This window comes from Roseomonas sp. CCTCC AB2023176 (assembly GCF_042259275.1).
GTDB lineage: Bacteria > Pseudomonadota > Alphaproteobacteria > Acetobacterales > Acetobacteraceae > Roseomonas.
In genome coordinates, this window is record NZ_CP170086.1 from 1,820,194 (window position 1) to 1,841,140 (window position 20,947).

The following is a 20,947-nucleotide window of genomic DNA, read 5'->3' on the forward strand; positions in this document are numbered from 1 at the left end:
CAGGGACGGGAACACCGCCATGCCGGACGACGGAGCGCTCCCCCACGGGACCGGGCAGGGGGCCGGGATGCGCGGGGAGCTGCTTCGGGAGGCCGAGGCCGCCCTCACCCGGCTCGGCCCCGCCCTGCCGCCGGCCGCAGCCGGCATCCTTCACGCCCTGGCCGAGGGCATGCCCGTCGCCGAGCTCGCAGGCCTCGCGCCGGAGACGCTGGCAGCGGAGGCCGCCTCCCTCTTTTCCCTCGCCGAAACCCGCAAGCCGGGCGAGCCGCGCATCCGCGTGACTGCCCCGGGCGGGCCGTCCGGCGTGACGGGCCGCGGGGCCGGGGCGGTGGTCGAGGTCGTCATGGACGACATGCCGTTCCTCGTGGATAGCGCGCTCGCCGCCCTGACCCTCTCCGGCCGCACGGTCCGGCGGCTGCTGCACCCGATCCTCGGCGTCGCGCGCGACGCGGCGGGGCGGCTGCGCGACGCGGGGCCCGCCGTCCCCGGCGGCCCGAACGAGAGCATGATGCGGATCGAGGTCGCGCCCGGCGCCGCCCGCCGCATGGGCCCCGGCGCCCCCGCCCCTGCCGATTGGCCGGGGGTGGAGGCCGCGCTGGTCCAGGCGATGACGGAGGTCCGCGTCGCCGTTTCCGACTTCGCCCCGATGCTGGACCGCCTGACATCGGCCGAAGGCGAGATCGCCGCCCTGCCCGACGGCGCGGAGGCGGCCGCCTTCCTGCGCTGGCTCGGCGAGGGCAACTTCGTCCTCCTCGGCCACCGCCTGCTTCGCCTGACCCCGACGGGCCCCGTGGCTGAGGACGGGCTGGGCCTTCTGCGGGACGACGGCGCGACGGTCTTCGATGCGCTGCGCGACATGTCCGCCGTGCCGCCCGCGGTGAGCGAGGCGCTGGCCCAGCCCATCGCGCTGACGATCGCCAAGGCCAATGTCCGGGTGCGCGTGCATCGTCCCAGCTACGCCGACGTCATTGCGACCCGCGTCCTCGGTGCGGATGGCCGCGTGACGGGCGTTCGGCTGTTCTTCGGCCTCTTCGCCGCCACGGCGTACAACCGCTCGCCGCGCGGCATCCCCTGGCTGAACTCGAAAGTCGCGCGGGTGCTGAAGGTCTCGGGCGCAGCGCCGGACACGCATGACGCACGCGCCTTCCAGTCCATCCTCGACACCTGGCCGCGCGATGAATTGTTCCAGGCGACCGAGGAGGAAATCCTCGCCGGCGCCCGCGTCGCGCTGGACCTGACGATCCGCCCGCGCCCCGCGCTGGCCCTGCGCCCCGATCCCTTCGGCCGCTTCGTCTCCGCGATCGTCTGGATGCCGCGGGAGGGCTTCGACACGCGGCTACGCGAACGCGTGGGCCGTCTGCTGGCCTCGGCCTATGGTGGCCGCCTCTCCGCCTTCTACATCGCGCTCGGCGATTCGCCGCTGGCCCGGGTGCACTACGTCATCGGCACGACGCCCGGCGCGTCACCGGAGGTTGATGCCGCGGCCTTGGAGGCCGCGATCACCCGCGCGGCACGCGGCTTCCCCGATGCGCTGGCCGACGCGCTGGCCGAGGGGGTCGGCGAGGCGGAGGGCGCGCGCCTCGCCGCCCGCTGGGCCGACGCCTTCCCCCTTCCTACGCCGACGCGATACCGGCCGGAACCGCGATCGCCGACCTGCGGCTGGCCGAGGCTGCGCTCGGCTCCGGCCGGCCCGCGGCGACCGTCGCGCGCGTGCCCGGCGAGGGCCCACGCCGGCTCGTCCTGCGCCTTGCCAATCCGGGCGCGGCGCTGCCGCTGGCGGATGCCCTGCCGCTGTTCGAAAGCCTCGACCTCCGCGCGATCGAGGAGCAGCCCTATCGCCTGACGCCGAGCGGGGCCGATCCCGTCGTGCTGCACCTCTTTACGCTGGAGGCCGGGACGGACGCGGTCGAGGACCGCTTCGACGAACTGCTGGACGCGCTCTCCGCGCTGCTGGACGCGCGGGGCGAGGCGGACGGCTTCAACCGGCTGGTGCTGCGCGCCGGCGTGACCTGGCGGGAGGCCTGGCTGCTCCGCACCGTGTTCCGCTGGTGCAAGCAGGTCGGCTTCGCGTTCAGCCAGGGCGCGGTGGAATCCGCGCTGGTCGCGAACCCCGAGGCCGCGCGGATCCTCGTGGACCTGTTCAACCGCCGCTTCGACCCGGCCGCGGCGGACCGCGGCGAGGCCGCGCTGGACGCAGCCTGGTCTGCCCTGATCGAGCGCACCGCAGATCCCGACACGGACCGCATCCTGTCCCGCCTGCGCACCGCCGTCGACGCGGTGCTGCGCACCAACTACTTCCAGGGCAAGGACTACATCTCGCTCAAGTTCGAGAGCGCGCGCGCCGGCGAGATGCCGGATCCGCGGCCCTGGCGGGAAATCTTCGTCCACGCGATGCACATGGAGGGCTGCCATCTCCGCGCCGGCCCCGTCGCGCGCGGCGGCATCCGCTGGTCCGACCGGCGCGAGGACTTCCGGACGGAAATCCTCGGCCTGATGAAGGCGCAGCGGCTGAAGAACGTCATTATCGTGCCGACCGGCGCGAAGGGCGGCTTCGTGCTGAAGGGCACCGTCCCGCCCGCAAGCGATCGCGAGGCCTTCATGGCGGCGGGCATCGCAGCCTACCGGACGCTGATCCGCGCCATGCTCGACGTGACCGACAATTTCGGCGCGGACGGATCGGTCGTGCCGCCGCCGGACGTCGTGCGGCGCGATCCTGACGATCCCTACATCGTCGCGGCCGCCGACAAGGGCACGGCCACCTTCTCCGACATCGCGAACGGCCTGTCGGCCGAGTACGGCTTCTGGCTCGGTGACGCCTTCGCCTCCGGCGGATCGCAGGGCTACGACCACAAGGTCATGGGCATCACGGCCAAGGGCGCCTGGGTGATGATCGCCCGCCACTTCGCCGAGCGCGGGCTGGACATCTTCACCCAGCCCTTCACCTGCGTGGGCGTCGGCGACATGTCCGGCGACGTCTTCGGCAACGGCCTGCTCATCTCCCGCCAGACGCGGCTCGTCGCGGCCTTCGACCACCGTCACATCTTCCTCGACCCCAACCCCGATGCCGACCGGTCCTTCGAGGAGCGGGCGCGGCTCTTCGCGCTGCCCCGTTCCTCCTGGGCCGATTACGACGTGCGGCTGGTAAGCGAGGGCGGCGGCGTCTTCCCGCGCAACGCGAAATTCATCCCCCTCTCGCCGCAGGTGCAGGCCGCGATCGGCCTCGCGAAGGACCGTGCGGAACCGGCGGAGGTCATGCGCGCCATCCTGAAGGCCGAGGTGGACCTGCTCTACTTCGGCGGCATCGGCACCTACGTGAAGGCGAGCACGGAGAACAACGCCGAGGCCGGCGACCGCGCCAACGACGCGCTGCGCATCAACGGCGAGGACATCCGCGCGAAGGTCGTCGGGGAAGGCGCGAACCTCGCCGTCACCCAGGCCGGGCGGATCGAGGCGGCCCAGAAGGGCGATGGTGGTCGCGGCGTGTCTCTGAACACCGACGCGCTCGATAACTCCGCGGGCGTCAGCACCTCCGACCACGAGGTGAACATCAAGATCCTGCTGGCGGAGGCGGAGCGCGTAGGCCGACTGACCCGCCGCCAGCGCGACGACCTTCTGGTGGAGATGACGGAGGAGGTCGGCGCCCTGGTGCTGGCCGACAACGCCGCGCAGTTCGAGGCGGTGAGCCTGGAGGTCGCGGCCGGCGCGGAAGCCCTCCCGGCCCAGGCCGCGCTGATGACGCGTCTCGAGGCGGCGGGGCTGCTTGACCGCGCCGTGCTCGGCCTGCCTTCCGCGACGCAGATGGCGGAACGCATCGCGGCCGGCGATGCGCTGACGCGGCCGGAGATCGCGGCGCTGCTGCCCGTCGCGAAACTCTGGCTGACCGACGCGGTCGAGGAAGCGCCGATCGCCGACGACCCCGCCCTGGTGCCGCTGTTGGTGGCGTATTTCCCCACGGCCCTGCAGGAACGCTACGGCGACCTGATCGCGACGCACCGTCTCCGCCGCAACCTCGTCGCGACGATCCTCGCGAACCGCGTCGCCAACCGGGTGGGCTGCGCGGGCCTGGCGCGGCTGGCAGGCGACGGCGATCCGGTCGCGGCCACGCGCGCGGCCTACCTCGCCGACAGCCTGTTCGGGATTTCCGCCGCCGCGTCGGGCGTGGATGCGGCGCCGATCCCGGCCGACGAGAAGACGCGCGCGCTGCTGACCCTGCGCGGCCTGCAGGAGGCCGCGGCGTCCGAACTGCTCTCCGAAGCGCCGGCGAACCTCGCGGATGCCGAAGCCGCGCTGCGGCCGGGCGTCGAGGCGCTGGTGACGGCGGTGCCCGTGCCCGAGAACCCGTCCCTCCCCGCCGACGCGGCGCGGCTGGTCGGGCGGGCAGGCGCGCTGTCCTCGGCCATCGGCATCGTGCGGCTCGCCGCGGGCGCGGGCGTCGCGCCGCAGGCGGCGGCGGAGGCCTGGGACGCGGCGGGGCGGGGCTTCGCCCTGGACGCGCTGCGGGCCGCCGCGGCGAACGCGCCGGCGCCGGGGGCCTTCGGGCCTCGCGCCCGGGCCGCGCTGCTGGACGACCTCGGCGCGCTCCAGGCCCGGATCGCGCGCGCGGCGCTCTCCGGCGCCGCGCCCGAGCCGCCGCCGGACGCCGTGCGTCTGGCGCGGGAGGCGGCGATGCAGCCCGACCTCGCCGCCGTCACCGTCGCCCTCCGCGCCCTGTCCCGCGCGGCATGAAGCCAGCGGCGTGAATCGGAAAGAATTCGCCTGGGCGCTCTACGACTGGGCGAACAGCGCCTTCCCGACGGTCGTGACGACCTTCGTCATTGCGACATACTTCTCCCAGGGCATCGCGCCTGATCCCGTCACCGGGCAGGCCTCCTGGGGCGCGATGCAGACGGTGGCGGGGATCGCCATCGCGATCCTCTCGCCCATCCTCGGCGCCGTCGCGGATGCGGGGGGGCGCCGGCGCTTCATGCTCGGCCTCTGCACCGTCCTCGGCGCGGGCTTCACGGCGCTGATCTGGTTCGCGCGTCCGGAGCCCTCCTCGGCGCTCTGGGCTCTGGCCTGCGTCGGGCTGGCGACCATCGCCTTCGAGGTCGGCACGGTCTTCTACAATTCCTTCCTCCCCTCTGTGACGACGACGGAGCGGATGGGCCGCGTCTCCGGCCTTGCCTGGGGGCTGGGCTATGCGGGCGGGCTCGCCTGCCTCGTGATATGCCTCTACGTCCTCGTGCGCCCGAACCCGTCGCCGCTGGGCCTGGACCGCGCGGCGGCGGAGCACGTGCGGGCGACGGCGCTGCTGGTCGGCGTGTGGTGGATGGCCTTCTCGCTCCCCGTGCTGCTGTCCCTGCGCGACCCGCCGGGCGCGCGTCCCGCGATCGGCGCCGCGGCGCGGCAGGGGCTCGCCGAGGTCCTGTCCGTCCTCCGCGGCCTGCCGTCGCGGCCGATGATGCTGCGCTTCCTCATCGCGCGGCTGTTCTACACGGACGGGCTGAACACCCTCTTCGCCTTCGGCGCCATCTTCGCCGCGGGCGTGCACGGGCTGACCTTCGACCAGGTCATCCTCTTCGGGATCATGATGAACGTGACGGCGGGCCTCGGCGCCGCGGCCTTCGGTCTGGTCGAGGATCGGCTGGGATCGCGCCGCACCGTGCTGATCGCGCTGGCCTGCATGGTCGTGATCGGCGCCGCCCTCGTCACCGTGCAGACGCCCGCCCTGTTCTGGGGACTGGCGCTGGTCCTCGGCCTGTTCTTCGGACCGGCGCAGGCGGCGTCCCGCACCCTGATGGCCCGCATGGCGCCGCCGGACGAGGTCGCGGCCTATTTCGGCCTCTTCGCCCTGTCCGGCCGCGTGACGGGCTTCATCGGCCCCGCGGTGCTGGCAGCGGTCACGGCGGCGACCGAAAGCCAGCGCTGGGGCATGGCGACGGTGGTGCTGTTCCTCGCGGCCGGGGCGGCGATCCTGGCGACGGTGCGCGGGGCGCGCTGAGGCCCCGTTGCCGCCGCGCCCGGCGGCCCTATGCTGTCACGAAATCATCACCGGGAGGAACGGGATGCACGCTGGGACGCCGCGCCGCGGCCTGCTGGCCGCGGGAGCTGCGACGCTGGCTGCGCCGGGAGTCGCCCGCGCGCAGCAGGCGCAGCAGATGGCGATCGCGACCGGCACGACGGGCGGCGTGTACTACCCGCTCGGCGGCGGCCTCGCGAACATCCTCTCCCGCCGCATCCCCGGCATGTCGGCGACGGTGGAGGTGACCGGCGGCTCCGTCGCCAACCTCCAGCTCCTCGGCGCGAACCGCGTGGGGCTGGTCTTCACGCAGGTGGACGCGGCCGTGGACGCGGAGCGGGGGAACGAACGCTTCCGCGGCCGCCCCGTGCCGGTCCGCGCGATCGCCGTGATCTACACGAACCGCATGCAGGCCGTGACAGTGTCCTCCACGGGCATCACGAAGATCACGGACCTGCGCGGCAAGCGCGTCTCCACCGGCGCGCCGGGCTCGGCCACCGAGGTCATGGCCTTCCGGCTGATCGAGGCCGCGGGCCTGGACCCGCAGCGCGACTTCCGTGCGCGCGAACGCCTCTCCCCCGCCGAATCCACGAACGCCATCAAGGACGGGAAGATCGACGCCTACTTCTTCGTCTCCGGCGTGCCGACGAGCGCGATCACCGACCTCGGCGCGACGCCCGGCACGCAGCTCGTCCTCATCGACCACGACGAGTACACGCCGAAGATCGTGGAGAAGTACGGCCCCGTCTACTTCAACGAGGTCATCCCGGCCGGCACCTATCCGGGCCAGCGCACCGACAACAAGCAGATGTCCGTCGCGAACATCCTGGCCGTCCGCTCCGACATGCCGAACGACATGGTGACCAGCCTGCTGCGCGTGACCTGGGAGGCGCGGGAGGACCTGGTCCGCACGCATTCCGAGGCGCGGAGCTTCACCCTGGACGTCCAGAAGACCGCGGCCGCCGGCGTGCCCTGGCACCCCGCGGCGGAAGCCTTCTGGAAGGGCCTCGGGGCGACCCTGGCGTAATGTCGGGGTCCGCGTCCGATGGCCGGAGGGGCTGATGCGCCGGAGGTCTGAGCCGGACGCACCGGCGTCCGCCGTCGGCGGCGTCAACCGCAACGCGCCGTCCGACGGCCCGCCCGGGGCCGCCATGGGCTCCGCCCTGCCGCCGGAGGTCGCGCCGGGATCGCTCGACGCCGCGACCACCGCGAAGGTCGAGGCGCTGATCGAGGAGGAGGAGGGCGCCCAGAACCGCTTCCGCGGCATCCTCGCGGCCATCGGCACGGCCATCGCGGTGGTGATGAGCCTGTTCCACCTCTACGCCGCCTGGGACATCGTGCCGACGACGACGCTGCGCTTCATGCATGTCGGCTTCGCCCTGGCGATCGGCTTCTACCTGTTCCCCGTCGCGCGGCGCTTCCGGCACCGCTTCATGCCCTGGGACGCGCTGCTGATCGCAGCGTCGGTGTACGTCACCTATTACCTCATCGCCGGCGGCGACGACCTTCAGGACCGGATGATCTTTCCGGAGCCGATGGACCTGATCGTCGGCTGGGCGCTGATTGCCCTCGTGCTGGAGGTGACGCGCCGCACCACGGGCTGGGTCATGCCCGTCGTCGCCCTCGCCTTCATGGCCTATGCTTGGTTCGGCCACCTGCTGCCGCCCCCCTGGGCCCATCGCGGCTACGATGCCGAGCGCCTGATCCCCCACCTAACGATCGGGCTGGACGGCATCTTCGGGACGGCGGTGGACGTCTCGGCGACCCTCATCATCCTCTTCACCATCTACGGCGCGATCCTGCAGCTGAGCGGTGCCGGGAAGTTCTTCGTGGACTTCTCCTTCGCGATCACCGGCGGGAAGGCGAGTTCAGCCGGGCGTACCGTGGTCCTGTCCTCCTTCCTCCTCGGCGGGCCCTCGGGTTCGGGCGTGGCCACGACCGTCACGCTCGGCACCGTCGCGTGGCCGATGATGAAGAGGGTGGGCTACAAGGCTTCCGACGCCGGGGGACTGCTGGCGGCGGGCGGACTCGGCGCGATCATCTCGCCGCCCGTGCTCGGCGCCGCCGCCTTCCTCATCGCCGAGTACCTGAAGATCGGCTACCTCGACGTGCTGCGCATGGCCGCGGTGCCCACGATCCTCTACTACGCATCGCTGCTGTTCATGGTGGAGCTGGACCAGCGCCGCCTTTCCGCCGGCAGCGCGGCGGTCGAAATCCCCGCTGCGACGCCGGCGGGTGAACTGGTGCGCCGCTACGGCTTCCACTTCTCCTCCCTCGTCGCGATCATCGTCTTCATGGTGATGGGCTATTCCGCGACGCTCGCGGTGCTCTACGCCATGGGCGTTGCGGTCGTGCTGTCCTTCCTGCGGCGGGACACCGCGCTTGGACCGTCCCGGCTGACGGAGGCGCTGGCTTCCGGCGCCATCCAATCCGTCGGCATCGCCGCGACCTGCGCCTGCGCGGGCATCATCGTCGGCGTCATCACGCTGACGGGCCTCGGGCTGAAATTCGCCGACATCGCGGTGGACCTTGGCGGCGGGACGCTGCTCGGGACGGCGCTCGTCACGTCGCTCGTCGTCTGGATCGTCGGGCTCGCGGTGCCGGTGACCGCGTCCTACATCATCTGCGCCGTCGTTGCGGCACCGGCGCTGACCAAACTCGGCGTGCCCGACTACGCCGCCCACATGTTCGTCTTCTACTACGCCGTGCTGAGCGAGGTTTCGCCGCCGACCGCCCTTTCCCCCTTCGCCGCGGCGGCGATCACAGGCGCCGGTCCCTATTCCACGACGCTCCAGGCCTGGAAGTACACGCTGCCCGCCTTCGTGCTGCCCTTCGTCTTCGTGACGGACCCGGAGGGCGTCGGCCTGCTCCTCTCCCTCACCCCGCAGATGAACTGGGGTGACGTGGCCTGGCAGATCATCCTCGCGACCCTCGGCCTCGCCGCGCTGGCGGCGGCCTGCCAGGGGTTCGCCCGCACCCGGCTCACGATCCTCGAGAGGACAGGCTTCACCCTCGCCGGGCTGCTCCTCGTCTTTCCCGCGCTGCTGGAGGGCGTCCTGCCCTGGCTGCCGGCGCCGCACTGGTTCGGCCTGGCGCTCGGGCTCGCCCTCGTCGCCGTCCAATGGGCCGGCGCCTGGCGGCTGCCGGCCTGACGCCGCGCCGCCGGGCGGCGGCCTGGCGTGGCGCCCGGCGACCGGGCCTTCGCCCTTCCGCCCCGCGCCCGCCGCCGGTATCACCCGCGCCCATGGATGCCGTCGCCCCCTTCCCGGAGGTCGAGCACCAGCGCGCCACCTTCCCGGGCGGGCTGGCGCTGGACTGCGGCGTCACGATCGCGCCGCTGGTCGTGGCCTACCGCACCTACGGCACGCTGAACGCGGAACGGTCCAACGCCATCCTCGTCTGCCACGCGCTCACGGGCGACCAGTACGTCGCGGAACGCCAGCCGCTGACGGGCAAGGCAGGCTGGTGGGAAGCCGTGGTCGGCCCCGGAAAGCCGTTGGATACGGACCGCTTCTTCGTCGTCTGCGCCAACGTCCTCGGCGGCTGCATGGGCAGCACCGGCCCGCGCGAGGAGATGACCGACGCCGAGGGCAACGGCATGGGCCGCCCCTGGGGCACCGACTTCCCGACCATCACCATCCGCGACATGGTCCGCGCCCAGAAGCGCCTCGTCGAGCACCTCGGGATCGCGCGGCTGCTCGCCGTCGTCGGCGGCTCCATGGGCGGGATGCAGGCGCTCGAATGGGCTGCGACCTACCGGGACAGCGTCTTCGCCTGCGCCCCCATCGCGACGGCGGCCCATCACTCCGCCCAGAACATCGCCTTCCACGAGGTCGGACGCGCCGCGATCCATTCCGACCCCGACTGGAACGGCGGCCGCTACTGGGAGGACGGGCGCGTCCCGGCGCAAGGCCTCTCCGTCGCGCGGATGGTCGCGCACATCACCTACCTGTCGGAGAGCGCGCTGACCCGGAAGTTCGGCCGCCGCCTGCAGGGCGCGAAGGCCCTGACCTTCCTGGAAGACGTCTTCGCGGTGGAATCCTACCTCCGTTACCAGGGCAGCACCTTCACGCGACGCTTCGACGCCAATTCCTACCTGACCATCACCCGGGCGATGGACCTGTTCGACCTGGCGCAGGAACATGGCGGGGACCTGTCGGCCGCCTTCCGCGGCACGCCCACGCGCTTCCTCCTCTGCTCCTTCTCATCGGACTGGCTGTTCCCGACGGCGGAAAGCCGCGCGCTCGTCCGGGCCCTGAACCGGGCCGCCGCCCGCACCTCCTTCGTCGAGATCGCATCGGACAAGGGCCACGACGCCTTCCTGCTCGATGAGCCGGAGTTCCACGCAGCGCTCGGCGGCTTCCTGCGTGGCGCGGCGGAGTCCCTCGGCGTCTGACGGAGGTCAGGGCCGGTGCGCCGGCACCGCCCCCGTCACCCCCTGAACAGCGACAGCAGCGTCTGCGGCGCCTGGTTCGCGATCCCCAGCGACTGCGTCCCCAACTGCTGCCGGATCTGCAACGCCTGCATGCGCGCCGCTTCCTTCGCCAGGTCCGCATCCACCAGCGCGCCGAGGCCCGCATCCATCGCGTCCAGCCGTTCCTTGTTGTAGGCGATCTGGCTGTCGAGGAACTTGCTGTCGTTGCCGAAGGTGTTCAGCGCCGAGTTGATGGAGGCCATCTTCGTCGCGAAGTCGCCGGACGCGCCGAGCGCCGTCACGGCCGACGCCGCATCCGTCGGCGTCGCCGCGACGACGAGCGACCCTGACCCGTCCACCGCCGTCAGCGTGTAGGTCGTCCCCATCTCGTTACGCGTCGTCGCGATGTCGCCGCCGCCGGAGGCGGTCGCGGTCGTCAGCAGCGATCGCCCGTTGTAGGTCGCGTCGGAGATAAAGTTCGTGATCTGCGTCCGCAGTGCGGAATACTGCGCCTCATACTGCGTGCGCTGCGTGGCGTTCAGGGCGCTGTCGCCAAGCTTGACGAGAACCGACCGCACCTCCTGCATCGCATTCGACACCTTGTTCAGCGACGCCAAGGTCGTGTCCAGGATGCCCTTCACGCCGCCCATCTGCTCGTTGGCGGAGGTCAGGCCGGCGACGTCCGCCCGCACGGTCTGCGCGACCGCGAAGGCCGCGCCGTCATCCTTCGCATCGGCGACGCGATAGCCCGTGGAGACGCGCTTCTGCGTCACCGCCAGCGCGTCGTTCGTGCGGTTGAGCGACTGCAGCGCGACCTGCGCGCCGAGGTTGGTGTTGACCGAGTTCATGGCCATGGGGGTTTTTCCCTCCGCGATCGCGGCCTTCCTGGCCCGCGGAGGGAGGATTCACTCAGCGAAATGAATCGGCGGTGAATCGCGCGATCATTTTTCGCGCCCGCCTCACTCTTCCTCGTCCGCCTCCGCAGGCCCCTTCTCCAGCCGGCTGCGAACGGCCGTGAGCTCCTCCAGCCACCGGTCCAGCATGGCCCGCAGGCCCTCGGGCGTGACGCCCTCCAGGCTGTCGCGGCGGTTCACCACCACCCGGTTGTCGTCCGGAAGCTCCACCCGCGCCCACTGCGTCAGCCCGTGCAGGGCCAGCGCGAGCGCCAGCGCATCCCCCTCCTCCACCGAGATCGCGAGGGAGAAGATCAGCGTCCCGTAGTTGTAGGCGAGGTCCGGGGCCTCGTCCTCCTCCCGCACCGCGTCCACGAGCTCCACCTGGAAGGGCAGCGGCGCGCCGTGCTGCACCAGGAAGGCGGGGTGCCCGTCCTCCTCGTCCTCGCCTTCCACCACTTCCAGCCCGGCCTCGCGCAGCACCCCCTCGACATGAATGGGGCGCAGCCCTTCCAGGAAGGCCTCGGTCTCGGACAGCGAGGTCTCGTGCAGGACCGCGGCGTGCAGGGCCTGGCCGGGGTTCCAGCCCAGCCCCTCCGTCAGCGACGCGTACATCGTCCGGGCGAGCGAGGCGCAGCCCGCCTCGTCCAGGGGCGGCAGGTCGCGCGACCAGTCCTCCCGCCCCCGCTTCGGCAGGGTCAGGCCGAGCTTCCGCATCACCGCCGCCCGCTTGCCGCCGGAAACAGGCAACGCCCCGAAGGTCCCCTTCGGCGCCAGCCGCCCCGAGGCGACCTCGATCGCCGAGGACGCGAAGGGCGCGGAGAAGACCTGGGCATAGGCGGCGTCATCCGTCCCCGGGATGTCCGCGACGACCGTCAGGAACCGCATGTCGCCGAAGGACCAGCCGATCCCCTCCTCCTCCGGGTTCCAGAGGCAGGTGGCCATGATGGCCCGGGTCAGCTTGCGGAGGATCTCGCCCTCGCTCGCCCGGACATTGGGGCGGTGCAGGATCCAGGAACGGGTGCGTCGGTCGAGTGTCACACCCCGGATAGGGGGGTGGAGGGGCGGGGAAGGCAAGGCCCCCCGCCCCTCCGGACCGGCTTCGGCCCCAATCAGGTCGGGGTCAGGTCGGGGTCAGGTTGTGGTGATGAAGTTCAGCAAGTCCGCGTTCAGCCGCAGCCGTTCGGTGAAGAACAGCCCATGCGGGGCGCCGGGGTATTCGACGAGCCGCGCCCCGGGCACCAGCCGCGCCGCCGCCCGTCCCGAGATGTCGATCGGCACGATGTCGTCCGCGTCGCCGTGGATGATGAGCGTCGGCACGGTGAAGGCCACCATGTCCTGCCGGAAGTCGGTGCCGCCGAAGGCCCGCACGCAATCCACCGTGGCCTTGGGCGAGGCCATGAGCGCCAGCCGCTGCGCCCAGTCCAGCGTCGCGCCGGAGACGGAGAAGTTCAGCAGCCCCGCCCCGAAGAACTTCTTGCCGAAGGACGCCAGGAAGGACGCCCGGTCATCCACCAGCCCCGCGATCATCTGCTCGAAGACCGAGGCCGGCGCGCCTGCCGGATGGTCCGGCGTCTGCGCGAGGAAGGGCGTCACCGCACCCACCAGCACCGCGCGCGCGATGCGCCCCGCGCCGTGGCGCGAGAGGTATCGCGCGACCTCCCCGCCGCCCATCGAGAAGCCGACGAGCGTGACGCCCTGGAGGTCCAGCCCGTCCAGGATCGCCGCCAGGTCGTCCGCGAAGGTGTCGTAGTCGTAGCCCGTCCAGGGCTTGCCCGATTCCCCGAACCCGCGACGGTCATAGGCGACGACGCGGCAGCCGTTGGAGGCGAGGAACAGCGCCTGGTATTCCCACATCGCGCCCGACAGCGGCCAGCCGTGGATCATCACGACCGGATGGCCCGACCCCCAGTCGTTGTAGTGCAGCGCGGTGCCGTCGGCGGCCTTGGCGAAGGGCATGGATGACGCGTTCCCGTGGAGATCCGGGCCGCAACCTGCCACGGCGCCGCGGGATGTCGCCGTGACGCCTTCGTGATGCTGCGGCCCGTCTGCGCCCCATCTGTGCTGCGCGGCGCGGACGGGCCGCGGCCGCGCCTACCGCGCCGGCAGCCGCGCCTCGATCGCGTCCCAGATCGCGCGTTCCAGGTGCACGCCGTCGAACCGCGCGACCTCCTGCAATCCCGTCGGCGACGTCACGTTGATCTCGGTCAGGTACCCGCCGATCACGTCGATGCCGACGAAGATCAGCCCGCGCGCGCGCAGTTCCGGGCCGAGCCGCGCGCAGATCTCGCGCTCCCGGTCCGTCAGCGTCGTCCGCACCGCCTGCCCGCCGACATGCATGTTGGACCGCGCCTCGCCCTTCGCGGGCACGCGGTTGATGGCGCCCATCGCCTCCCCGTCCACGAGGATGATGCGCTTGTCCCCCTCCCGCACCGCGGGGACGTATTTCTGCACCACCAGCGGCTCCCGCGACCGCTCCGTGAACATCTCGACCAGCGCGTTCATGTTCGGATCGTCGGGCCGAAGGTGGAAGACGCCGGCGCCACCATTGCCAAAGAGCGGCTTGACGATGATGTCGCCGTGTTCCTCCCGGAAGGCCTGAATGCGGCGACGGTCGGCCGTCAGCAGCGTCTCCGGCATGAAGTCCGGGAAGTGCGTGACGTACAGTTTCTCCGGCGCGTTGCGCACCGAAGCCGGGTCGTTCACCACGAGCGTCTTCGGGTGGATGTGCTCCAGCACGTGCGTCGCGGTGATGTAGGCCATGTCGAAGGGTGGGTCCTGGCGCATCAGGACGACGTCCGTCGTGGCCAGGTCCAGCTCCTCCGCCGGTCCGGTGAAGGTGTAGTGGTTGCCCCGCTCCCGCCGCACCTCGACGGGCCGCGCCAGCGCCGTCACCCGCCCCGCGCGGAAGGCCAGGTCGCGGACGTGGTAATGCCAGAGCGGGTAGCCCCGCGCCTGCGCCTCCAGCATCAGGACGAAGGTGCTGTCGCCGTCGATGTTGATGCTCTCGATCGGGTCCATCTGGACCGCGACTCGAAGGGTACGGGGCATGCGGGGGCCGGTCCTCTCCGTTCGGGGCGCTACGTCGCATCCCGCGCGCCGCGGGGGAAGCGGGGCGGAAGCCGGGGCCTCGAACCTGGGGCCTCGAAGCCGGGGTTTCGACGCAGGGCCTCCTCCGCCGGAAGCACCGGCGGGGCCTCGTCCCGCAGCGCCGCGGTCCCCATGGCCCGCCGCACCTCGCGCCCCGCCCCGGGCGGCCGCGCGTCACCCCTGCGCGATGCGCGATTGACCGCCCCTCACCCCCGACGCAGGTTCCACCTCATGCCAGCGGCCATCCCCCCCGCGACCGAGGCCTCCGACGGGACACCGGGCGGGAAGGACTGGGCGGTGATCGGCCTGATCGGGACCGGCCACTTCCTCTCCCACTTCTACATGCTCTGCCTCGCGCCGCTCTTCCCGATCTGGCGCGACGAGTTCGGCGTCTCCTACGCCGCCCTCGGCCTCTCCGTCGCGCTGATGAGCGCGGTGACGGCGGTCGGGCAGACGCCCGTCGGCTTCCTTGTGGACCGCCACGGTGCACGGCCCTTCCTCGTCGGCGGGACGCTCATCATGGCGCTCTCGGTCTCCGCCATGGCCTTCGCGCCGTCCTACTGGATGATCCTCGTCCTGGCCGTCGTGTCGGGGATCGGCAACTCCGTCATCCACCCCGCGGACTACGCGATCCTCGGCTCCTCCGTGGACCAGTCGCGGATGGGCCGGGCCTTCGCGCTGCACACCTTCACCGGGAATCTCGGCTTCGCCCTCGCGCCGCCGCTCATCGTCTTCCTCGCCGCGCTCGCCAACTGGCGCGTCGCGCTGCTGATCGTGGGTCTCCTCGGCGTTCCCGTCGTCGCCGCGATCCTCTGGCAGTCGCGCATCCTGCAGGACCAGGTGCGCGCCAAGCCGAAGGACGGCGCACCGGTCGGGCGGCAGGTCCTGCTGTCGCGGCCCATGCTGCTGTTCTTCGGCTTCTTCCTCCTCTCCTCCATGGCAGGGTCGGGCATCCAGTCCTTCCTGGTCACCGTCCTCGACGAACTCTGGGGCGTGCCCGTCGCCGTCGGGGCGATGGCGCTGACGGGCTACATGACCGGCGCCACCGGCGGCGTGCTGGTCGGCGGCTGGTTCGCGGACCGCTACACGCGGCACCTCACCTTCGTCGTCGGGCTGACAGGGGTCGCGATCGCGCTCTTCCTCGCGCTCGGCACCCTGCCGATCCCGCACGCGGCGGTGCCGGCGGTGGCTTTGCTGGCGGGTGCCGCGCTCGGCGCCTCCCGCACGCCGCGGGACGTCATGGTGAAGAACGCGGCGCCGCCGGGGCAGATGGGCAAGGTGTTCGGCTTCATCTCCTCCGGCCTGCCCCTGGGTGGGGCGATCACCCCCGTCCCCTTCGGCCTGATGCTGGACGCCGGCCTGCCCTGGCTCGTCCTGCCCACCGTCGCCCTGCTCCTCGTCGCCTCCCTCCTCTGCGTCGGCTCGGCCCGGAGCGAGGTGCTGCGGGAGGCACGCCGCACCGCCCCCGTCGCCGCCGAATAGCCGGGCCTTGGCCGCGCCCTTCGACCTCGTCCTCGAAGGGCTGGGCTGGGTCGGCACCGCAGCTTTCGCCACCGCCGGCGCCCTCGCCGCGGCGCGCAAGCGGATGGACCCGGTCGGCTTCCTCCTCGTCGCCGGCGTCACGGCCTTCGGCGGCGGCACGCTGCGCGACCTGATGCTCGGCCTGCCCGTCGCCTGGCTGTCGCGGCCGGACCTCGCGACGCTCGCCGCCATCGCGGCGCTGACCGTCTTCTTCCTCGCCCCACGCGTGGAGCGGCGCGTCGCCGTCCTCCTCTGGGCCGATGCCGCGGGCCTCGCCGTCTTCGCGGTCCTGGGCGCCGAGGCCGCCGCCCGCGCCGGTGCCGCCGCGTGGACCGCGATCCTCATGGGCGTGATGACCGCAAGCTTCGGCGGCCTCATCCGCGACGTGATCTGCGATGAGATCCCCCTGATCCTCCGGCGGGAGATCTACGCGACGGCCGCCGCGGCGGGCGCCGGTGCCTTCCTGGCCCTGGAAGCGGTGGGAACGGGCCGCAGCGTCGCGATCGGCGCCGGCGCGCTCCTCGCCTTCCTCATCCGTGCCGCCGCGCTCGGCGGTGGGTGGTCACTGCCCGCCTACGGCGGTCACCCGGCCAGCGGCGCGGCCGATCCCGACCCGGGGCCGAAGGGATAGGCGCAGACCGGGGCAGCCGGCAGCCCTCGCCACCCCCGCACCAGACCCGTTCACACTCCCGCGCGCGGCACCGGACCGGCCTGTCGCCGCCCGCGACGGCCGGCCTTGGAGCAAATCCGCGCAGAGCGGTGTCGCTCGGAACGGTGAAGCTACTCTTCGAACAACGTGCTGGAGCGCTGGGCCTGATGCCAGTCGGGTGGGCAGCGCTCTAGCCGACCCGCTTTAACTCCGCTGTACCCCCCACCTCGTCGAGGTCGGGGAAATCGGAAACCTCCGGCGCCGCCGCGGCGGCCTCCGACATGATCGTCCGCATCTCGCGCAGCAGGGCGGAGCCCTTCACGGTACGCTGCACCAGCACGGAGCGCCGGTCCTGCGGGTCCGTCTTGCGGCGGGCGAAGTCCAGTTCACCAAGGCGGTCCAGCGCCCGGGTGATGGCGGGCTTGGAGACGTTCAGCGCGGCCGCGAGGCCACGCACGGTGTGCGGCCCCTCGCCCAGATAGACCGTCAGGAAGACGCCGAGCTGGCGCGCGGACAGGTCGGGACCGTCCCGCCGCACCAGGGCGACGATCGTGTCGCGGAGAATTCCGATGAGTTGGTCCGGGGTGCTCTGTACGGGCATGGGCCCTCATTCCTTCTTCTCGGCCCCCGAATGGAAGATCGAACGTCATCACGATGACGCAACCCCCGCGGGAAACCACCGGCTCCGTCCCGGGCGCCCCGCCAGCTCAGGGGGTGCGGAGTATCGGCAGCAGCGCCGTCACCCCCGCGGTCAGGGCACGCAGGCCCTGCGCCTCTCCACCCTCCGGCCGACCGGGCCGACCCGAATCGTTCCATGCATAAACGTCCAGATGCGCCCAATGGATGCCGTCTGGAACAAATCGTCTGAGGAACAGGGCTGCGATCACCGCTCCAGCCATGGGTTTCGTGGCCACGTTACTGATGTCGGCGGCACTCGAGTCGAGCCAGGAGCCGTATTCGGAATGAAGCGGCAGTCGCCACAGCGGGTCGCGGTTCTCCCGCCCCGCGCGCAGCAACGCCTCGGCCACCCCGTCGTCGTCGCAGAACAGCGCCGGCAGGTCCGGCCCCAGCGCCACCCGGGCCGCGCCCGTGAGCGTCGCGAGGTCGAGGAGGAGATCGGGCTTCTCCTCTGCCGCGCGGGCCAGGAGGTCAGCCAGCACCAGCCGCCCCTCCGCGTCGGTGTTCCCGACTTCCACCGTGATCCCGGCCCGGGTCCGCAGCACGTCCAGCGGCCGCATCGCCGTCGCCGAGACCGCGTTCTCCACCGCACCCACGAGGAGGAGCAGCCGCACCGGCGCGCGGCGCCGCATGAGCGTCTCGGCCAGCGCCAGGGCGATCGCCGCCCCGCCCATGTCCTTCTTCATCCGCAGCATGGCGGCCGGCGGCTTCAGGTCGAGCCCGCCCGTATCGAAGCAGACGCCCTTGCCGCAGATCGCGACGAGCGGGCCGTCCGGCGCCCCCTCCCAGCGCAGCATCGCGACGCGCGGGGCGCGGTGCGACCCCCGGCCGACCGCGGCGACGGCGGGGTAGCCTTCCTCGAGCGCGGCGCCGCCGATTTCCTCGTAGGTGCCGCCGCAGGCCTCCGCGACCTCCCGCACCGCCGCGGCCAGCTCCGCCGGGCCGAGGTCGGCAGCCGGCAGGTTGATCAGCTCGCGCGCGCGGAGGGCCGCGAGGGCGAGGGCGCGCACCTCCCCCGTCCCCGGCGGGGTCACCAGCAGCGCCGGGCGCCGCGACGGCGCCTTGTGCCGCGCGGGACGATAGGCACCGAGCGCCCAGCCCAGCGTCGCTGCGGCGGCCTCGCAGCCCTCGCCGAGAATCCAGGCGCTCCCCTCCGGCAGCGCCATCGGGGCGGCGCCGTAGCCCCAGGGCGAGCCGGGATCGTCGCCCAGCCCGACCAGCGCCGATTCCGCCCCCGACGGTCCGGGCACCAGGGCGACCTGCCCCACCTTGCCGCGAAACCCTGTCTCCCGCAGGTAGGACGCCGCGGCGGGGGCGAGCGAGGACAGGATCTCCTCCGCCCCCGCCTGCGTCACGCCGCGGAGGATGCGGGCCGGCGCGGTGCCCTCCGGCGCCAGGCCGGAGAGCGATCGGCCGCCCCCGCGGCCGCGGAGTCGGTCGCGGGATGGATCATCGCAGCCTTTCGTCGATCAGCGGCCGGGCAGGGCCGCGCGCATTCCCCGCGCCACCGCCTCGGCGAGGCAGGCATAGCCGCGGTCGTTGTGATGAAGCCCGTCCTGCACCAGCATGGCTTCGGGCACCGTCCCGGCCGCGGCCCAGACGTCCATGAGCCTGCGGCGCGAGAAGAGGGGGATGCCCTTCTCGACCGCCATGTCCGCGAGCGCCCGGTCGAAGGTGTCGCGCATCGGCGCCCGGGCCGCCCAGGGGCCCTGCTGGCTGTCCATCAGCACCACGTCGGCGCCGGCGGCCTGCAATTCCCGGACGCCCTCGCGCAGTAGCAGGGTAAACCGGTCCAGCGGGTGGTTCCGCATCGCCGCGTTCGTGCCGACCTGCCAGATCACGACGTCCGGCCGCTCCGCCAGGACGTCCGCCTCCAGCCGCATGAGCATCTCGACGACGTCCTCGCCACCGCGCCCGCGGTTGACGACCCGGACCGCCACGCCCCCTCGCCGCAGCGCCGCCTCCAGCCGCGCGGGATAGGCCGCATCCGGCGTGCTTGCCCCCGCCCCCTGCGTGGAGGAGGAACCGAGCGCCACGATCGTCGCGGTACGGCCCGCCCGCACCGCATCGGCGAGCCGGGGCAGCGGCAGGGCCTGGACCGGGGCGGCTGGGCAGCCCGTCGGCGACGCCGCAGCGGCCATCGCAGCCGGCACCACGGCCGCGACGGCCGCGAGGAGAAGGAGGGCGAAGCGGCGAAGCGCCATCCCGCCTCTATGCAACCACGCCGCGGCTTCGCCAACCCGTTCCGTCGGTCGCACGACTCTCGGACGCGGGACATCGGGCGTACGACAGCCGGGCGCGAGACAGCCGGGTACGACCTTGGGGCGGACGACGGCGAGAGCACCACGGCGGACGCAGGACGGCAGGGGCAGGACCGTTGGGCGCACGACGGCGGGCGGGCCGGAGCCGGCTGCGCGGGGTCAGGGCGCGTGGGCCAAGGCGAATGGGACCAAGGCGCATGGGTCAGGGCGCATGGCGCGAGGGCCGCGTGGGGGCAGGCGCGCGCGGGGGCGGGGCAGGGCGGCGGAGGCCCGGGCGCGTGCGGGCCGGCCGCCAGCGGCCGCGGCGGGTGTCGCGCGCCCCCGCCCGGTGCTACCGGCCGGCCGATGCGCATCCTCCTCTGGTACTGGGGCCGGCGCGGGGGCGGGGCGAGCTTCGCCCTCCACCTCGCGCGCGGCCTCGCCGCCCGCGGCGACGTGGCGCTCGGCCTCTCCCTCGCCGAGCGGAACGAACTGCTGGACGCATTCCGCGCGCTGCCCGCCCCGCTCGACGCCGTCCCGACCTTCGCCGGCGCCGCCGACCTCCTGCCCGCCACGCTGCGCGTGCCCCTGCTCCGCCGCCGGCTCGTCGCGCAGGCCCGCGCGATGGGGGCCGACGCCGTCGTCTCCGCGATGAACCACGTCTGGACGCCGCTGGTCGCCCCGGCCCTGCCGCGGGCAGGGCTGCGCTACGTCGCCGCGATCCACGACGCGACGCCGCATCCGGGCGACCCGGCCTTCGCCTGGGACTGGCGGCTGCGCCGGGAACTCGGCTCGGCGTCCGGCGCGATCGCCTTCTCTGAGGCCGTCTCGGCGGCGGTCGCCGCGCGACGGCCCGGCCTGCCGGTCCTGCGGCTGCCGCTGCCCGGCCTCGCCCCGCCGGCGGCGGCCGGCATGCCGACGACCGATGTGCTCTTCTTCGGCCGCCTCCGGGCCTACAAGGGCCTCGACCTCCTGCGCGACGCCTGGCCCCGCCTCCGCGCCCGGCATCCCCACGCCACCCTCCGCGTCGTTGGCGAAGGCGATCCGGAAGCCTGCGCCCCGGGCCTCGCCGCCCTCCCCGGCGTGACCGTCGAGGCGCGCTGGGTCGCGGAGGACGCGATCGCGGCCCTCCTCGCCACCGCGCGCGTCCTCGTCCTGCCCTACCGCGAGGCGAGCCAGTCGGGCGTCGTCCCCATCGCACTGGCTCTCGGCGTGCCTCCCGTGGTCACCCCCGTGGGCGGCCTCGCGGAGCAGGTGCGGGACGGGGAAACCGGGATCGTCGCCGCGGCGCCGACCGCCGAGGCCCTGGCCGCCGCCATGGCCAAGGCGCTCGACCCCGCGCGGCACTCCGCTCTGACCGCCCGGGCGCGGGAGGCCGGCCGACCCCTCGCCGACCCCGCCGGCGCCGCGGATGCGCTCGTCGCGTGGCTCCGCACCCTGCCGCCCGCCGCGACATAGCGCGGG

16 protein-coding genes are annotated in these 20,947 nt (G+C 73.0%); 9 read left to right on the top strand and 7 right to left on the bottom strand.

The window, feature by feature from the left end; genetic code table 11:
* Positions 1 to 19: 19 nt before the first annotated feature.
* The 6 genes from ACE7GA_RS09105 to ACE7GA_RS09130 all read left to right on the top strand — a co-directional run bounded on the left by ACE7GA_RS09105 (position 20) and on the right by ACE7GA_RS09130 (position 10,394).
* A complete protein-coding gene (locus ACE7GA_RS09105) occupies positions 20 to 1,843 on the top strand; it encodes a hypothetical protein (RefSeq protein ID WP_376098670.1) in 1,824 nt (607 codons plus the stop codon).
* The gene (locus tag ACE7GA_RS09110; RefSeq protein WP_376100183.1) at positions 1,774 to 4,725 is read left to right on the top strand and encodes an NAD-glutamate dehydrogenase domain-containing protein; all 2,952 of its coding nucleotides are present in this window, start codon (positions 1,774 to 1,776) and stop codon (positions 4,723 to 4,725) included. Before ACE7GA_RS09105 ends, ACE7GA_RS09110 begins: the two co-directional genes overlap by 70 nt.
* Before the next feature lie 10 nt (positions 4,726 to 4,735).
* The gene (locus tag ACE7GA_RS09115) at positions 4,736 to 5,980 is read left to right on the top strand and encodes an MFS transporter (protein WP_376098672.1); all 1,245 of its coding nucleotides are present in this window, start codon (positions 4,736 to 4,738) and stop codon (positions 5,978 to 5,980) included.
* Positions 5,981 to 6,044: 64 nt separating this feature from the next.
* Positions 6,045 to 7,025 carry a TAXI family TRAP transporter solute-binding subunit gene (locus ACE7GA_RS09120; protein ID WP_376098674.1) on the top strand — a complete coding sequence of 327 codons (981 nt, stop codon included), beginning with the start codon at positions 6,045 to 6,047 and terminating at the stop codon, positions 7,023 to 7,025.
* Between the two features lie 34 nt (positions 7,026 to 7,059).
* Positions 7,060 to 9,150 (top strand): TRAP transporter permease, encoded by a 2,091-nt coding sequence (locus tag ACE7GA_RS09125; RefSeq protein ID WP_376098676.1) that lies wholly within the window; start codon positions 7,060 to 7,062, stop codon positions 9,148 to 9,150.
* A 92-nt stretch (positions 9,151 to 9,242) separates the two neighbouring features.
* The gene (locus tag ACE7GA_RS09130) at positions 9,243 to 10,394 is read left to right on the top strand and encodes a homoserine O-acetyltransferase (protein WP_376098678.1); all 1,152 of its coding nucleotides are present in this window, start codon (positions 9,243 to 9,245) and stop codon (positions 10,392 to 10,394) included.
* A 35-nt stretch (positions 10,395 to 10,429) separates the two neighbouring features.
* Here the strand turns inward: ACE7GA_RS09130 and ACE7GA_RS09135 are convergent, their stop codons facing one another.
* The 4 genes from ACE7GA_RS09135 to gshB form a co-directional block, all read right to left on the bottom strand.
* Positions 10,430 to 11,266: a flagellin gene (locus ACE7GA_RS09135; protein ID WP_376098680.1), complete on the bottom strand. Its 837-nt coding sequence runs from the start codon at positions 11,264 to 11,266 to the stop codon at positions 10,430 to 10,432.
* A gap of 105 nt (positions 11,267 to 11,371) precedes the next feature.
* Positions 11,372 to 12,346, bottom strand: a complete 975-nt coding sequence (locus ACE7GA_RS09140) for a hypothetical protein (RefSeq protein ID WP_376098682.1) — start codon at positions 12,344 to 12,346, stop codon at positions 11,372 to 11,374.
* Positions 12,347 to 12,439: 93 nt separating this feature from the next.
* Positions 12,440 to 13,264, bottom strand: a complete 825-nt coding sequence (locus ACE7GA_RS09145) for an alpha/beta fold hydrolase (RefSeq protein WP_376098684.1) — start codon at positions 13,262 to 13,264, stop codon at positions 12,440 to 12,442.
* 135 nt (positions 13,265 to 13,399) lie between these two features.
* Positions 13,400 to 14,356, bottom strand: coding sequence for a glutathione synthase (gene gshB / locus ACE7GA_RS09150; RefSeq protein WP_376098686.1), 957 nt, complete (start codon positions 14,354 to 14,356; stop codon positions 13,400 to 13,402).
* 270 nt (positions 14,357 to 14,626) lie between these two features.
* Between gshB and ACE7GA_RS09155 the strand changes: the two genes are divergently transcribed.
* Positions 14,627 to 15,877 (top strand): MFS transporter, encoded by a 1,251-nt coding sequence (locus ACE7GA_RS09155; protein ID WP_376098688.1) that lies wholly within the window; start codon positions 14,627 to 14,629, stop codon positions 15,875 to 15,877.
* 7 nt (positions 15,878 to 15,884) lie between these two features.
* Positions 15,885 to 16,547: a trimeric intracellular cation channel family protein gene (locus ACE7GA_RS09160; protein WP_376098690.1), complete on the top strand. Its 663-nt coding sequence runs from the start codon at positions 15,885 to 15,887 to the stop codon at positions 16,545 to 16,547.
* A 208-nt stretch (positions 16,548 to 16,755) separates the two neighbouring features.
* Here ACE7GA_RS09160 and ACE7GA_RS09165 read toward each other — a convergent pair whose 3' ends face one another.
* The 3 genes from ACE7GA_RS09165 to ACE7GA_RS09175 form a co-directional block, all read right to left on the bottom strand.
* Positions 16,756 to 17,166, bottom strand: coding sequence for a MarR family transcriptional regulator (locus ACE7GA_RS09165; RefSeq protein WP_376098692.1), 411 nt, complete (start codon positions 17,164 to 17,166; stop codon positions 16,756 to 16,758).
* 106 nt (positions 17,167 to 17,272) lie between these two features.
* Positions 17,273 to 18,598 (bottom strand): M17 family metallopeptidase, encoded by a 1,326-nt coding sequence (locus tag ACE7GA_RS09170; protein ID WP_376098694.1) that lies wholly within the window; start codon positions 18,596 to 18,598, stop codon positions 17,273 to 17,275.
* A gap of 114 nt (positions 18,599 to 18,712) precedes the next feature.
* Complete coding sequence (locus tag ACE7GA_RS09175) at positions 18,713 to 19,447, bottom strand: SGNH/GDSL hydrolase family protein (protein WP_376098696.1); 735 nt, start codon at positions 19,445 to 19,447, stop codon at positions 18,713 to 18,715.
* A 402-nt stretch (positions 19,448 to 19,849) separates the two neighbouring features.
* On the opposite strand from ACE7GA_RS09175, the gene ACE7GA_RS09180 reads away from it, so the two are divergent.
* Positions 19,850 to 20,941: a glycosyltransferase gene (locus tag ACE7GA_RS09180; protein WP_376098698.1), complete on the top strand. Its 1,092-nt coding sequence runs from the start codon at positions 19,850 to 19,852 to the stop codon at positions 20,939 to 20,941.
* Positions 20,942 to 20,947 lie beyond the last annotated feature (6 nt).

Bases quoted from the DNA above. Each gene is read 5' to 3' on its own strand.
- ACE7GA_RS09155 (WP_376098688.1), top strand. From the start codon at position 14,627: ATGCCAGCGGCCATCCCCCCCGCGACCGAGGCCTCCGACGGGACACCG.
- ACE7GA_RS09130 (WP_376098678.1), top strand. From the start codon at position 9,243: ATGGATGCCGTCGCCCCCTTCCCGGAGGTCGAGCACCAGCGCGCCACC.
- ACE7GA_RS09135 (WP_376098680.1), bottom strand. From the start codon at position 11,266: ATGGCCATGAACTCGGTCAACACCAACCTCGGCGCGCAGGTCGCGCTG.
- ACE7GA_RS09165 (WP_376098692.1), bottom strand. From the start codon at position 17,166: ATGCCCGTACAGAGCACCCCGGACCAACTCATCGGAATTCTCCGCGAC.
- ACE7GA_RS09125 (WP_376098676.1), top strand. From the start codon at position 7,060: ATGCGCCGGAGGTCTGAGCCGGACGCACCGGCGTCCGCCGTCGGCGGC.
- ACE7GA_RS09105 (WP_376098670.1), top strand. From the start codon at position 20: ATGCCGGACGACGGAGCGCTCCCCCACGGGACCGGGCAGGGGGCCGGG.
- ACE7GA_RS09180 (WP_376098698.1), top strand. From the start codon at position 19,850: ATGCGCATCCTCCTCTGGTACTGGGGCCGGCGCGGGGGCGGGGCGAGC.
- ACE7GA_RS09145 (WP_376098684.1), bottom strand. From the start codon at position 13,264: ATGCCCTTCGCCAAGGCCGCCGACGGCACCGCGCTGCACTACAACGAC.
- gshB (WP_376098686.1), bottom strand. From the start codon at position 14,356: ATGCCCCGTACCCTTCGAGTCGCGGTCCAGATGGACCCGATCGAGAGC.
- ACE7GA_RS09175 (WP_376098696.1), bottom strand. From the start codon at position 19,447: ATGGCGCTTCGCCGCTTCGCCCTCCTTCTCCTCGCGGCCGTCGCGGCC.
- ACE7GA_RS09120 (WP_376098674.1), top strand. From the start codon at position 6,045: ATGCACGCTGGGACGCCGCGCCGCGGCCTGCTGGCCGCGGGAGCTGCG.